This is a genomic window from Streptomyces antarcticus (assembly GCF_026627255.1).
In the GTDB taxonomy this organism is placed as follows: domain Bacteria; phylum Actinomycetota; class Actinomycetes; order Streptomycetales; family Streptomycetaceae; genus Streptomyces; species Streptomyces antarcticus.
This window is the reverse complement of sequence record NZ_JAPNLM010000014.1, coordinates 32,741-46,712: the sequence shown is the minus strand read 5'-3', so window position 1 is coordinate 46,712 and position 13,972 is coordinate 32,741. Positions and strand designations below refer to the sequence as shown.

Genomic DNA, 13,972 nt, shown 5'->3' with positions numbered 1-13,972 from the left:
CCGGCCACCCCGCGGCGGCCGGGCTGCCCGGGGCTGGCGCCGCCCCGATCCCGGGCAGCCCGCATACCCCCGCCCCGGCCGACCCCGAGGCCCCACCGACCCCGGCGACCCCCGAGGAACCCACAGGCCCCCAGACCCCGAAGACCCACCGACCCGACGCCCCGGCTACCCCGCGACCCCAAGGACCCCGGCAACCCCAAGGGACCCACAGGCCCAACGCCCAGGCAACCCCGCGACCCCAAGGACCCCAGTAACCCCAAGGGACCCGTCGGCCCGGCGACCCGGCCGCCGCACTCCAGGCCGCCGGGGGCACCGGGCGGGCCCGGACCTCGCGGTCACGGCCTCGGCGGCGCCTCGGTCGCCCGGGACCCCGGCGGGGCGACCCCGGCCCGACACCCCCACACCCCCACACCCTCGCACCTCCGCACCCCCACCCCGGGGCCCGCCATGCCGCGGGTCCCGCGACCACCACGAGGAGGCACCACCCATGCCCGTCACCCCACCCCCTCCCCCACCCTCAGCCCCGTCCCCACCCCCGCCGCCCGCGGCAGCGAGACGCAGGGCCGTCCGGTCCGCGCTCGTGGCCGGGTTCGGCGCGCTCGGCCTGCTGGCCGCGTTCACCATCGCCGCCTCCCAGGCCGCCGAGGGCACCGGGCGCGCCCGCGCGGACGCGGCCGTGGCGGCCGCGGCGGCGGCGGCGCTGCCGGCGTACGACCACGTGGTGGTCGTCGTCTACGAGAACAAGCAGTACGGGGAGATCATCGGCAGCGCGAACGCCCCGTACATCAACCAGCTGGCCAACGGCGGCGCGAGCCTGACCGGGATGAAGGCGCTGACCCACCCCAGCCAGCCGAACTACTTCAACCTCTTCTCCGGCTCCACCCAGGGCATCACCGGCGACGGCTGCTACACCCCGCAGTCGATGACGGCGCCCAACCTCGGGCAGGAACTGATCGCGGCGGGCAAGACGTTCGCGACGTACAACGAGGACCTGCCCGCCGAGGGCTCCACCGCGTGCTCCAGCGGCCAGTACGCGCAGAAGCACAATCCGTGGTTCGCCTTCAAGAACGTGCCGCTGAACACCGGCAAGACCTGGGCGCAGTTCCCGCAGGGTGACTTCGCGGCGCTGCCGGACCTGTCGTTCGTGGTGCCCAACCAGTGCAACGACATGCACTCCTGCCCGGTCGCCACCGGCGACACCTGGACGCGCACCCACCTCGACGCGTACGCGCAGTGGGCGAAGGCCAACAACAGCCTGCTGGTGCTGACCTGGGACGAGGACAACTACCTGGGCTCCAACCAGATCGCCACGGTCTTCCACGGAGCGAACGTCAAGCCGGGCAGGTACGCGACGTCCTTCAACCACCACCACCTGCTCCGGACCTTCGAAGACCTCTTCGGCACGGCGACGCACGCGGGCAACGCCGCCAACGTCCAGCCGATCAGCGAGGTGTTCACCGCCTCCACGGAGCCCACGCCGACCCCGACCCCGACCCCCACCCCGACCCCGACTTCCTCTCCCGGCGGGCTGAAGCTGGTCGACCCCGGCCCCCGGACCTGCGCCTTCAACCAGACCTGCACCATCCAGCTCACCGCCACCGGACTCCCCTGGGGCCTCACCCTCGACCCCGCCACCGGACGCATCACCGGCAAACCCTGGGCCACCGGAACCCTCCGCATCACCGCCACCGCCACCGACACCACCCCCACCACCGACACCACCACCTTCCCCCTCACCCTCAACTGGTTCTAAGGGAGGCCTCCGTGTACCTGTCGACCAGCAGGGCGGCGGACATCGCCGCGGACACCCCGCCCCGCGGGGGCCCCGTGCGGGCCGTCCCCGGCACCGTCCTCGCGCTCGGCCTGGTCAGTCTGGTCACGGACGTGTCCGCCGAGATGGTCACCGCCGTCCTGCCGCTGTACCTGATGGCGGGACTCGGGATGTCCCCGCTCGCCTTCGGCGCCCTGGACGGGCTCCAGCACGGCGCCACCGCGCTGCTGCGGCTGCTGGGCGGGCGGGTCGCCGACCGCACCCGTCGGCGCAAGCTCGTCGCGGGGGCCGGGTACGCGCTCTCCGCCGCCTGCAAGGCGGCCCTGCTCGCCGTCACCACCCCCTGGTCGGTGGCGGCGGTGCTCGCCGCCGACCGGACCGGCAAGGGCCTGCGCACCGCCCCCCGCGACGCGCTGATCTCGCTGTCCTGCGCGCCCGGGGAGCAGGGCCGCGCCTTCGGCGTCCACCGTGCGATGGACACGGCGGGCGCACTGCTGGGGCCGCTGGCCGCGTTCGGGGTGCTGTGGGTCGCGGCCGACGGGTACGCCGCCGTGTTCACCGTGAGCTGCTGCTTCGCCGTCCTGGGGGTCGTCCTGCTGGTGCTGTTCGTACGCGAGGCGCCCGCTCCCCCGAACCACCCGTCTCCCCCCGCCGCCCCCACCGCCCCGGCGGCGCCGCCAGGGCGCGCCGTCCGGAGCCTGCTGCGCCTGCCGGCGCTGCGGCGGCTCTGCCTGACCGCCGCCGCGCTCGGCGTGTTCACCGTCGGCGACGCCTTCCTCTACCTCCTGCTCCAGCGGCGGCTCGACCTCCCGCTCGCCTGGTTCCCGCTGCTGCCCGTCGGCACGGCGGCCGTGTTCCTGCTGGCCGCCGTGCCCGCGGGCCGGCTCGCCGACCGGCTGGGCCGGCGGCGGGTCTTCCTCTGCGGGCACCTGCTGCTGCTCGGCGCGTGCCTGCTGCTGCTGGCGCCCCTGCCCGCCGGCCCGGCCCTCGCCTGCGCGGGCGTGACCGTCGTCGGACTGCTCGGGCTGTTCTACGCGGCCACCGACGGGGTGCTGATGGCCGCCGCCGCGCCGCTGCTGCCCGCGGGGCTGCGCACCACCGGTCTCGCCGTGCTCCAGACCGCGCAGGCTCTGGCCCGGTTCGCCGGTTCGCTGCTGTTCGGGGCCGCCTGGACCCTGTGGGGCCCCGGCACCGCGCTGGCCGCCGCGGCCTGCGGGCTGTTGACCGCCCTGGCGGCGACCTCCGCGTTCGGCGGGCCCGAGGCGGACGGGGCGACGTAGGGTCGGGGGCATGTCTGACGTACAGCGCACATCGAACGGACAGCGGACGCTGGAGGGCAGGGTCGCCCTGGTGGCCGGGGCGACACGGGGAGCGGGCCGCGGCATCGCGGTCCAGCTGGGAGCGCAGGGCGCGACCGTGTACGTGTCCGGTCGCAGCACCCGCGACCGGCGCTCGGAGTACGACCGGCCCGAGACGATCGAGGAGACCGCCGAGCTGGTGACGGCGGCGGGCGGTCGGGGCATCGCGGTGGTCGCGGACCATCTGGTGCCGGGCGAGGTCGAGGCACTCGTCGGCCGGATCGATGCCGAACAGGGCCGCCTGGACGTCCTGGTCAACGACATCTGGGGTGGTGAGCTCCTCTTCGAGTGGGACAGCACGGTCTGGGAGCACGACCTGGACAAGGGGCTGCGGCTGCTGCGGCTGGCGGTCGAGACCCACGCGATCACCAGCCACTTCGCGGTCCCGCTGCTGCTGCGCACGCCGGGCGGGCTCGTGGTGGAGATGACGGACGGCACGGCCGAGTACAACGCGAGCCGCTACCGGGTCTCTTTCTTCTACGACATCGCCAAGTCCTCCGTGCTGCGGATGGCGTTCGCGCTGGGCCACGAGCTGGAGCCGCACGGGGTGACGGCGGTCGCGCTGACCCCGGGCTGGCTGCGGTCGGAGATGATGCTCGACGCCTTCGGCGTGACGGAGGCGAACTGGCGGGACGCGCTCGAGAAGGTCCCGCACTTCGGCATCTCCGAGACCCCGGCGTACGTGGGCCGGGCGGTCGCGGCGCTCGCCGCGGACCCGGAGGTGGCGCGCTGGAACGGGCAGTCGCTCTCCAGCGGGCAGCTGGCCGGGGAGTACGGCTTCACCGACGTCGACGGGAGCCGCCCGGACGCCTGGCGGTACATGGTCGAGGTCCAGGACCCGGGCCACCCGGCGGACGCCACCGGCTACCGCTGACCCCGGCACGGGACGGCGCGGACGCCGGGACGACGCGGACGCCGGGAACGCCCCGGCCGCCGGGGCCGCTCCGGGCAGGCCGGGGGGACGGCCCCGGTCCCGCGCGGGCGGCCAGGTTCAGCCCCGGCCGGCGGTCGGGGCGGGAGCCTCGACCATCCGGGTGAGCCCCTCCAGCACGCACCGCAGGCCGAACGCCCACACCGCCTCGGGGTCGTAGGCCCCGACCGTGCCGCCGACGCGGCCGGCCAGCGGGTAGCGCTCGGGGTCCATGGCCCGCTCCAGCAGCGGGGCGCTGACGGCCCACCACTCGTCGTCGCTCTGGCGGCTGTTGTGCGCGGCCGCGTCGGCGGCGGCCAGGGCGTTGGCGTGGACGAAGCCGAGCAGGTGGGTCAGGGCGGCGTCCATCTCGGAGTCGCTCAGGCCGATCCCGTCGAAGGCCGCGAGCTCGCGGTCGTACTTCCCGATGACGCCGGGGCCCAGCGGCGGGCGGGTCACGGCGAGGTCGGCGATCCACGGGTGCCGGACGAGCAGGGCGCGGTTGTCCTCGGCTACGCGGGTGACCTTCGAGCGCCAGGGCTCGCCGGGGTCGCGCCGCCCCCGGTCCATGTGCCCGTAGGCCTCGTCGAGCATGAGGTCGAGCAGCTCGTCCTTGCCCGGGACGTAGGTGTAGAGGGTCATGGGGGTCACGCCGAGTCGGCGGGCGAGCGCCCGCATCGTGAGCGCGGGCAGCCCCTCCTCGTCGGCGAGGTCGGTGGCGGCCCGTACGACGGCGTCCACGGTCAGGCCCTGCCGCGGTCCGCGCCGCGCGGGCGGATCCTGCCCGGGTTCGCGCCAGAGCAGCCGCAGGGTGCGGACGGGGTCGCCCGCGCCGCTCCGGTCCTTCGCCATACGGGCTCCTTCAATCCTCGGCCAGGAACTCACTACAGCGTATAGAGTACGGTGTACAAAATAAGCCGCGCCGCCGCCACCGCGAGGAGTTCCGTGCAGATCGACGCCGACAACCATGACGCCGACAGCCACCAGGTCATCCAGGTCCGCGGAGCCCGGGAGAACAATCTGCGGAACATCTCCCTGGACATTCCCAAGCGCCGCCTCACCGTCTTCACCGGCGTCTCGGGCTCCGGAAAGTCCTCCCTCGTCTTCGGCACCATCGCCGCCGAGTCGCAGCGCATGATCAACGAGACGTACACGGCCTTCATCCAGTCCTTCATGCCGACCCTGGGCCGGCCGGACGTGGACGGTCTGAACAACCTGAGCGCCGCGATCGTGGTCGACCAGGAGCGGATGGGGGCCAACTCCCGTTCCACCGTGGGTACCGCCACCGACGCCTACACCATGCTGCGGATCATCTTCTCCCGCCTCGGCACCCCGCACATCGGCACCTCCACCGCCTTCAGCTTCAACACCCCCGACGGCATGTGCCCGCGCTGCGAGGGCATCGGCCAGATCTCCGACATCGACGTCGACCAGCTGGTGGACCGGGAGCTCTCCGTCAACGAGGGCGCGATCACCGTGCCCGGCTACGCGGTGGACTCCTGGTACTGGCAGGTCATGGCGGGCTCGGGCTTCTACTCCCCCGACACCAAGCTGAAGGACTTCACCGAGCAGGAGTGGGCGGACTTCCTGCACAAGGACTCGGTGAAGGTCAAGGTCGGCTCGAACAACTTCACGTACGAGGGCCTGATCACCAAGATCCAGCGGACGTACCTCGCGAAGGACCGCGAGGCCATGCAGCCCCACATCCGGTCGTTCGTGGACCGCGCCGTGGTCTTCACGGACTGTCCGGACTGCGGGGGCACCCGGCTATCGGCGGCCGCGCTCACCTCCCGCGTCGACGGCCTGAACATCGCCGACTGCTCGGCGATGCAGATCAGCGACCTGGCGACGTTCGTCCGGCGGCTCGCCGACCCGGGCGTGGCGCCGCTGCTCACGAGCCTGCGGGAGCTGCTGGACTCGCTCGTGGAGATCGGGCTGGGCTACCTCAGCCTGGACCGCCCCTCGGGCACCCTCTCCGGCGGGGAGGCGCAGCGGGTCAAGATGGTCCGCCACCTCGGCTCCTCGCTCTCGGACGTCACGTACGTCTTCGACGAGCCCACGATCGGCCTGCACCCGCACGACATCCGGCGGATGAACGACCTGCTGCTGCGGCTGCGCGACAAGGGCAACACGGTGCTGGTCGTGGAGCACAAGCCGGAGGTCATCGCGATCGCCGACCACGTGGTGGACCTCGGCCCGGGCGCGGGCACGGCGGGTGGCGAGCTCTGCTACGAGGGCGACGTCGACGGGCTGCGCTCGTCCGGCACGCTCACCGGCCGGCACCTCGAACACCGGGCGCGGCTGCGGGAGTCGGTGCGCGCCCCGCGCGGGCAGCTGTCGGTCAAGGGGGCCGATCTGCACAACCTGAAGGACGTCAGCGTGGACGTGCCGCTGGGGGTGCTGGCGGTGGTGACCGGGGTCGCGGGTTCCGGGAAGAGCTCGCTGATCCACGGCTACCTGGCCGGGCAGGAGGGGGTGGTCGTCGCCGACCAGTCGCCGATCCGAGGCTCGCGCCGGTCCAACCCGGCGACGTACACGGGGCTGCTGAGCCCGATCCGGACCGCCTTCGCCAAGGCCAACGGGGTCAAGGCGGCTCTGTTCAGCGCCAATTCGGAGGGCGCCTGCCCGAACTGCAACGGCCTCGGGCTGGTCTACACGGACCTGGCGATGATGGCGGGCGTGTCCTCGGTCTGCGAGGAGTGCGAGGGCAAGCGGTTCACGCCCGAGGTGCTCGGATACGAGCTGCGGGGCAAGAACATCAGCGAGGTGCTCGACATGCCGGTGGCTGAGGCCCGCGAGTTCTTCACCACCGGCCAGGCCCGGGCGATCCTGGGCCGGCTGGGCGATGTGGGGCTGGGCTACCTGCGGCTCGGGCAGCCGCTCAACACCCTGTCGGGCGGGGAGCGGCAACGGCTCAAGCTCGCGATCAACATGGCGGAGAAGTCCTCGACGTACATCCTGGACGAGCCGACGACCGGACTGCACATGGCCGACGTCGACAAGCTGCTCGCGCTGCTGGACCGGCTCGTCGACGACGGCAACTCGGTGATCGTCATCGAACACCACCAGGCGGTGATGGCGCACGCGGACTGGCTGATCGACATCGGGCCGGGCGGCGGGCACGCGGGCGGCGAGGTGGTGTTCGAGGGCACTCCGGCGGCTCTGGTGGCCGGTTCGGACACGCTGACGGCCCGTCACCTTCGGGAGTACGTCTCCTCGTAGCCCCAAGGGCACGGAACACACGGAACACCCCGCGCAGCACTTGGCATCGCGTGGCATCGCATCACTTGGCATCGCGTCACTGGCATCGCTTCGACTCGCCTCGCGTCGACTCGCGTCGCCTCGCTCGGCTTCGCGTCCGGCGCGGGCCGGGTTCCGGACGGCCCGCGCCGGAACCCGGCTCAGGCGTGGCCGGAACCCGCCCCGGGCGCGGCGTCCGGGAGGCGCAGTTCGTCGGCGCCGAGGGGGGTGAAGTAGCGGGCCACGTCGGCTTCGGTGACCTCGCCGAGGGTGGCCGGGGACCAGCGCGGGGCACGGTCCTTGTCGATGACCTGCGCCCGGATCCCCTCCACCAGATCTGCCGAGCCCAGCGCGTTGCACGAAACCCGGTACTCCTGCTCCAGGACCCGCTCCAACGGCCCCAGCGACGCCGCCCGCCGCAACGCGGCCAACGTCACCTTCACCGCCGTCGGCGACTTCGCCAGGATCGTCGCCCCCGCCTCCTTCGCCGCCGGATCACCATGCGCCAGCAGCCGCTCCACGATCACCTCCACCGAATCCCCCGCATAACAGGCGTCGATCCACCCCCGCCGCTCAGCCAGCACACCCGCCGGCGGTACCGCCGCGTACCGCTCCAGCACCTCCCGCACCGGAGCCACCGACAAACCCGCCACCAGCCCCGCCAGCCCGTCCGACGGCACGAAATGATCCGCCAGCCCGCAGAGCACGGCGTCCGCCGCACCCACCACGGCACCCGTCAGCGCCAGATGCGTCCCCAACTCTCCCGGCGCCAGAGCCAGCAGATACGTCCCGCCCACATCCGGCACGAAACCGATCCCCGTCTCCGGCATCGCCACCCGCGAACGCTCCGTCACCACCCGCACGCTCCCGTGCGCCGAGACTCCGACCCCACCGCCCATCACGAGCCCGTCCATCACCGCCACATACGGCTTCGGGAACCGTGCGATCCGCGCGTTCAACCGGTACTCGTCCCGCCAGAACCCCGCCGACGCACCCCCGCCCACCCGCGCGTCCTCATGGATCGCCCGGATGTCCCCGCCCGCACACAACCCCCGCTCACCCGCACCGCGGATCAGGACCTGCGCGATGGCGGGATCGTGCTCCCAGGCAGTGAGGGCCTCGTCGATCCGCATGACCATGGAGTGGGTGAGGGCGTTCAGGGCTGCGGGCCGGTTGAGGGTGACCGCACCGGTGCGGCCCTCGACGTCGAACAGGACGGCGTTGTCGTCTTCGATCTTCACCCCGCCAGTATGTCCGCGCCTCCTCGGGGTCGGGGCATGCGCATCGTCTCCCTGCTTCCCACCTCCACCGGCATCGTCTCCCTCCGGGGGAACACACGCTGCCGATGACCTGGGCGGCGTACGGGAGGCCCGGCCCGGCGTGCTGCTGGTGCTGCCCTGCGGCTTCGCCCCCGAGCGGACCCTGCGCGAGCGGGAGTTGCCGAGGCGTCATCCACCCGACCAGGCACGGAGCACCGGGGAGGGGACGGCCACCTCGACCCAGACGCACTTCCCGCCCGCCCGGGGGCGGGACCCCCAGCTGCGGGCCAGCCGCTCCACGATCAGCAGGCCGTGCCCGCCGGGCCGCCCGCGCCGGGCCGGGGACGGGGGGCGTTCGGGTACCGGCGGCGCGGGGTTCGCGTCGGTCACCTCTATCCGCAGCCGATCCTCGGTGCAGTCGAGCACCAGGGACCCGGGGCCGCCGCCGTGCAGGCAGGCGTTGGCCACCACCTCGGACACCAGGAGGAGGACGTCGTCGGCGGCCGCCTGCTCCTCCTCCTCGGCGGCCGGGAGCCAGCGCCAGGCGGTCAGGGCCCGGCGCGCAAAGTCGCGGCTGCGCGTCACGACGTCGGTGGTGCCGTCCAGCCCCAGGTACCAGGTCCTGCCGGGTGACCCCCGCTGTTCCATGGAGATCGGACTCCTCGAGTCGAGAGTGGCGGCCGGCCGGAGCCGTCTGCGTGTCCGTACCGGCCGCGGTACCCGTCAGCCGGGTGGACCGGCGGCCGGGTCCAGTGCCTCCGCCACGCTGGCGTGCACGGGGAACACCCCGTCCGCGCCGGTGATCCGGAACATCCGGGAGACCGATCCGCGCAACCCGGCCAGTTCCAGGGTGGCGCCGGCCTCCCGGGCCGTGAGCCGGCTGTGGAGCAGCACGTTCAGGCCGGTGGAATCGCAGAACCCCAGCCCCGCGAGGTCCACCAGAAGGCGGCCACCCGGGGTGACCGCCGCGTCCAAGGCCTCGCGCAGGGGCTGGGCCGTGTCGTGGTCCAGCTCCCCCGCCAGTTCGAGGACCACGGCACCGTCCACCGCCCGCACCGCGACGGTGAAGCGCTCACTGTCCGCTCCGCCAACCATCCGGCATCACCCTTTCATCCTGTCCTTGCCCCTTCCCGAAAGCCGCGGCGATACGCCTGCGCCCGCCCGCGAAGCGGCGCGGGCGGGGCGGGCGGGCGGGTTCGGTGTGACGGAGCCTGACGAGAACCGTACGGAGGATCGACCCTCCGCACGGCCACCGACATGGCCGCCGCCGACCCCGCTTCCGGCGGGGTCGGTGGCGGGGTCCGGCCGGCAGGGCCCGGTCAGGCGGGGAGGGCGCCGGCGGTGGGGACGACGGTGCCGAACAGGTCGGTGATCGTGGTCAGGGCGGCGGTCTGGAGGACGGCGGCGGGCAGGACGGAGCCGTCGGGGGCGGTGAGGGCCCGCGTGGCGGTGGCGTCGGCGACGACGGTCGGCCGGTAGCCGAGATTGAAGGCGCCCTGGGCGGTGTGGCTGACGCACATGTGTGTCATGAAACCGGCCAGGACCAGGCTCGTGCCGCCTTCCGGGGTGATCCCCAGGTCGCGCAGCGTCTTCTCCAGTTCGGTGGCGTGGAAGGAGTTGGGGAACCGCTTCACCACGACCGGTTCACCGTCCGCCGGGGCCACCTCGTCACTGACGGCCCCGATGCGGGCCCGGATGTCGTACGGGGTTCCCTCCCCGCCATCGTTGACGACGTGGACGACCGGGATGCCGGCGGTACGGGCGCGGTCCAGCAGGCGGGCGGCCGCCGCGAGTGCCTCCTCGGCGCCGTCGAGGGCCATGACCCCGGTGCGGTAGGTGTTCTGGAAGTCGATCATGATCAGGGCGGACTCGGCCAGGCGGGGCGGCCGGCTGTCCAGGCCGATCACGTCGCGCAGGGTCGTGGAGGGGCGGATCGCGTTCATCGGGAGCCTTTCACAGGGGGTTCGGGTCACAGAGCGTTCGGGGCATGGCGGGCTCGGGTCACAGCGGGTTCCGGGCATGGCGGTGCCGTCCCGTGGGGCGGAAACAGAAAGTCCGGCCCGAAGGTCCGGGAAGGCCCGGGAAGGTTCGGGGCAGCCGGGGCGGCCCGGGTCAGGAGGTCCGGGTGCGGAAGCGGCGGCGGTAGGCGCCCGGGGTGGTGGCGAGCTGTCGTCGGAAAGCCCGGTGCAGGGTCTCGGCCGAACCGAAGCCGGCGACGGCCGCGACCTGCTCCAGGGAGAGGTCGGTGCTCTCCAGCAGCCGGCGGGCCGCCTCCACCCGGGCCGCGGCGACGTAGTCGGCCGTACTGGTGCCCGTCTCCTGCTTGAACACCCGGGCGAAGTGCCGTTCGCTCAGGCACATACGGGCCGCCAGGGCCGGTGCGGACAGGTCCTCGTCCAGGTGGTCGGCGATCCACAGGCGCAGTGCGTCGATGTCGCGCCGCTCGGAGGCTGGTCGGCTGAGCGGTACGGAGAACTGGCTCTGGCCGCCCTGGCGCTTGAGGTACATCACCAACTGCCGCGCCACCGACAGGGCGGCCTCCTCCCCCAGGTCCTCGGCCACCAGGGCGAGGGCGAGGTCGAGGCAGGCACTGATCCCGGCCCCGGTCCACAGCCGGCCGCGGTCGGTGCGGACGAAGATCGGGTCCGGGTCGACCGTGACGGCCGGGTGGTCGGCCGCGAGCTGGGCGGCCGTCGACCAGTGGGTGGTCGCCGTCTTCCCGTCGAGCAGTCCCGCCGCGGCCAGTACGTGCGCTCCGACGCACACCGATGCCACGCGCCGGGCCCGCGGGGCGGTCGCCCTGACCCATTCCACGACCTCGGTGTCGACGCGGGCGACCGGTCCGTCGCCGGTCATGTCGACCGCGCCGGGCACCAGCAGGGTGTCCACCTGCCCGCCCACCTCGTCGAAGGTCAGATCGGTGAGCAGCCGTACCCCCGCCGACGTGCGGACCTCGCCGGCGACCGGTCCGGCCAGGCGGACCCGGTATTCGGCGCGGCCCGCGGTCTCACGGTTGGCCAGCGCGAACACCTCGGCCGGGCCGGTGACGTCGAGGAGGTCGACATCGGGGAAGACCGCGATGACGACCCGGTGCGAAGGGGACATGCCCCCATCCTCGGCTCACCCGTCCGCGGCCGCAATGACGATTCCCTGTCACATTCGGACATGCCGTGCGGGACACCCGCGCATGAAACGCGAGCGTCGAAGCATGCGCGGGAGATGGAATGCGTGGTGTACGGAAAGCGGGCGGACCGGTCGGAGACCGTCGAGTGCCAGGTGGAGGACGAGGACTGCCAGCTGGTGCTGAAGCGGCTGCGGGGGCTCGGCGAGGGTGAGTTCGGCTGGGTGCGCCTGGTCGATCCGTCCGAGCACGAACTCGTCCAGCTGGCCGAGGAGCTGGGCCTGCACCCCCTGGCCGTCGAGGACGCGGTGCACGCGCACCAGCGCCCGAAGCGGGAGCGCTTCGGCGACGTCCTGGCCGTCGCGCTGAAGACCCTCTGGTACGTCGAGGAGGAGTCGGCGGTGGAGACGGGCGAGATGATGCTCTTCGCCGGACCCCGCTACCTCCTGACCGTCCGGCACGGGACGGTCGACCCCTGCCCCGAGGCGGCCCGCCGGCTCGGGGCCGACCCCGACATGCCGCACCTCGGCTCCCTGGCCGCCCTGCACGCCGTCCTGGACGTCATCGTCGACGCCTACAGCGACGCCGCAGCCCGGGTGCGCAGCGCGCTGAACCGGCTGGAGGACCAGGTGTTCTCCACCGCGCGCGTCGACCACACCGAGCGCATCTACTCCCTCAAGCGGGAGGTCCGCGAGTTCCGTGACGCGGTGCAGCCGCTCGTCCCCGTCCTGAACGGCCTGCTGAGCGGGCTGGGCCGGGAGGACCATCCGCCGGAGATCGTTCCGTACTTCCGCGATGTCGCGGACCACCTGCACCGCACGGACATCGAGGTGCGCACCCTCGACGAGCTGCTGAACTCGGTCCTGGACGCCCAGCAGGCCCGCGTGGGCACCTGGCAGAACGACGACATGCGGCGCATCTCGGCCTGGGCGGCGATATTCGCCGTCCCGACCATGGTCGCCGGCGTCTACGGCATGAACTTCGAGCACATGCCGGAACTCGGCTGGACGTACGGCTACCCGCTCGCCGTCTGCCTCATGGCGGGCGCGTCGGGCGCCCTCTACCGCGCCTTCCGCCGCAACGGCTGGCTGTGAACCCGGCGCGTCCCGTCGCCCGCGGCCGGTGTCCCCGTACGGACATGACTGCCGCGGAACGGGAAAGCCGCAGGGTATGAAACACATCTCGAAGGCGGACCGGGACGGCGAGCACGCGCGTCCCGACACCGGCGCGGGCGACGGCGCGGGCACCGGCGCGGGCAGGAACGACGGCACCGGCGCGGAAGTCGGCGCGGGCCCGGGCCCCCGGGTGGAGGAGCGGGCCCCCGATCAGCCCTCCGCCCTCCCGGGGCGGTCGTGGCTCGCCGTGCTGCGCGGGACGGCCAAGGAGTTCACGAACGACGAGCTGGCCGACCGCGCGGCCGCCCTGACCTACTACGGGGTCCTGGCGCTCTTCCCCGCCCTGCTGGTTCTCCTGTCCCTGCTGGGCATGGCGGGCGAGTCGGCGACCAAGCAGGTGCTGGACAACCTGCAACAGCTGGCTCCCGGCTCCGCCCGCGACGTGATCAGCGACGCGGTCGTACAGCTCCAGGGCCGCAGCGGCATCGGATCGCTGCTGGCGGTCGTCGGTCTGGTCGTGGCCGTGTGGTCCGCCTCCGGCTACATCGCCGCGTTCATCCGCGCCTCCAATGCCGTCTACGACATCCCCGAGGGCCGGCCGGTGTGGAAGGTCCTGCCGCTGCGCCTGGCGCTCACCGTGACGCTGATGGTCCTCGCCTGCGCCAGCGCGCTGATCGTCGTCTTCACCGGCGGCCTGGCCCGGCAGGCGGGCGCCGCCCTGGGGATCGGCGACCACGCCCTGACGGTGTGGTCGATCGCGAAGTGGCCCGTCCTGGTGCTCCTCGTCACGGTCATGATCGCGCTCCTGTACTGGGCGGCCCCGAACGCCAAGGGCCGCGGCCTCAAGTGGGTGACCCCCGGCAGCTTCCTGGCCCTGGTGATCTGGATGATCGCCTCGGCGGGATTCGCGTTCTACGTCGCGAACTTCGCCTCCTACAACAAGACGTATGGCACGGTCGCCGGTGTGATCGTCTTCCTCGTGTGGCTGTGGATCACCAACCTCGCCGTCCTCCTCGGCCTGGAGTTCGACGCGGAGATGGCCCGCCAGCGCGCGATCGCGGGCGGGATGCCCGAGGACGAGGAGCCGTACGTCCAGCCGCGTGACACCCGCGCCTGGAGCGACGCGGACCGCCGCAGGATGGAGTGACTCCGGGTCCGCCGGTACCCCGGGGCCGGGTGGACCGCCGCCCTCCGTAGA

The 13,972-nt window shown here is 73.0% G+C and carries 12 protein-coding genes; 6 read left to right on the top strand and 6 right to left on the bottom strand.

Annotation, left to right across the window (positions count from 1 at the left end; all coding sequences use genetic code 11):
- Positions 1-580 precede the first annotated feature (580 nt).
- The 3 genes from OTB16_RS21470 to OTB16_RS21460 are packed head-to-tail and all read left to right on the top strand — an operon-like array spanning position 581 to position 4,003.
- Complete coding sequence (locus tag OTB16_RS21470; protein WP_267722043.1) at positions 581-1,753, top strand: alkaline phosphatase family protein; 1,173 nt, start codon at positions 581-583, stop codon at positions 1,751-1,753.
- Positions 1,754-1,764: 11 nt separating this feature from the next.
- Positions 1,765-3,051: an MFS transporter gene (locus tag OTB16_RS21465; RefSeq protein ID WP_267722042.1), complete on the top strand. Its 1,287-nt coding sequence runs from the start codon at positions 1,765-1,767 to the stop codon at positions 3,049-3,051.
- Between the two features lie 10 nt (positions 3,052-3,061).
- Positions 3,062-4,003 (top strand): SDR family oxidoreductase, encoded by a 942-nt coding sequence (locus tag OTB16_RS21460; RefSeq protein WP_267722041.1) that lies wholly within the window; start codon positions 3,062-3,064, stop codon positions 4,001-4,003.
- 117 nt (positions 4,004-4,120) lie between these two features.
- Here OTB16_RS21460 and OTB16_RS21455 read toward each other — a convergent pair whose 3' ends face one another.
- On the bottom strand, positions 4,121-4,891 hold the full coding sequence (locus OTB16_RS21455; RefSeq protein ID WP_267722040.1) for a TetR/AcrR family transcriptional regulator: 771 nt from the start codon (positions 4,889-4,891) through the stop codon (positions 4,121-4,123).
- A gap of 93 nt (positions 4,892-4,984) precedes the next feature.
- On the opposite strand from OTB16_RS21455, the gene OTB16_RS21450 reads away from it, so the two are divergent.
- Positions 4,985-7,261 carry an excinuclease ABC subunit UvrA gene (locus tag OTB16_RS21450; RefSeq protein WP_267722038.1) on the top strand — a complete coding sequence of 759 codons (2,277 nt, stop codon included), beginning with the start codon at positions 4,985-4,987 and terminating at the stop codon, positions 7,259-7,261.
- Between the two features lie 179 nt (positions 7,262-7,440).
- On the opposite strand, the gene OTB16_RS21445 is transcribed toward OTB16_RS21450, so the two are convergent.
- From OTB16_RS21445 to OTB16_RS21425, 5 genes are all read right to left on the bottom strand, one after another.
- Positions 7,441-8,514, bottom strand: a complete 1,074-nt coding sequence (locus OTB16_RS21445; protein ID WP_420717772.1) for an enoyl-CoA hydratase/isomerase family protein — start codon at positions 8,512-8,514, stop codon at positions 7,441-7,443.
- A gap of 213 nt (positions 8,515-8,727) precedes the next feature.
- Positions 8,728-9,186 (bottom strand): ATP-binding protein, encoded by a 459-nt coding sequence (locus OTB16_RS21440; protein WP_267722036.1) that lies wholly within the window; start codon positions 9,184-9,186, stop codon positions 8,728-8,730.
- A gap of 75 nt (positions 9,187-9,261) precedes the next feature.
- On the bottom strand, positions 9,262-9,633 hold the full coding sequence (locus OTB16_RS21435) for an STAS domain-containing protein (RefSeq protein WP_267722035.1): 372 nt from the start codon (positions 9,631-9,633) through the stop codon (positions 9,262-9,264).
- Between the two features lie 224 nt (positions 9,634-9,857).
- Positions 9,858-10,481, bottom strand: coding sequence for an isochorismatase family protein (locus OTB16_RS21430; RefSeq protein ID WP_267722033.1), 624 nt, complete (start codon positions 10,479-10,481; stop codon positions 9,858-9,860).
- 169 nt (positions 10,482-10,650) lie between these two features.
- The gene (locus tag OTB16_RS21425; RefSeq protein WP_267722032.1) at positions 10,651-11,643 is read right to left on the bottom strand and encodes a GlxA family transcriptional regulator; all 993 of its coding nucleotides are present in this window, start codon (positions 11,641-11,643) and stop codon (positions 10,651-10,653) included.
- 126 nt (positions 11,644-11,769) lie between these two features.
- Between OTB16_RS21425 and OTB16_RS21420 the strand changes: the two genes are divergently transcribed.
- Positions 11,770-12,753 (top strand): magnesium and cobalt transport protein CorA, encoded by a 984-nt coding sequence (locus tag OTB16_RS21420; protein WP_267722030.1) that lies wholly within the window; start codon positions 11,770-11,772, stop codon positions 12,751-12,753.
- A 76-nt stretch (positions 12,754-12,829) separates the two neighbouring features.
- Positions 12,830-13,921 carry a YihY/virulence factor BrkB family protein gene (locus OTB16_RS21415; protein ID WP_267722028.1) on the top strand — a complete coding sequence of 364 codons (1,092 nt, stop codon included), beginning with the start codon at positions 12,830-12,832 and terminating at the stop codon, positions 13,919-13,921.
- Positions 13,922-13,972 lie beyond the last annotated feature (51 nt).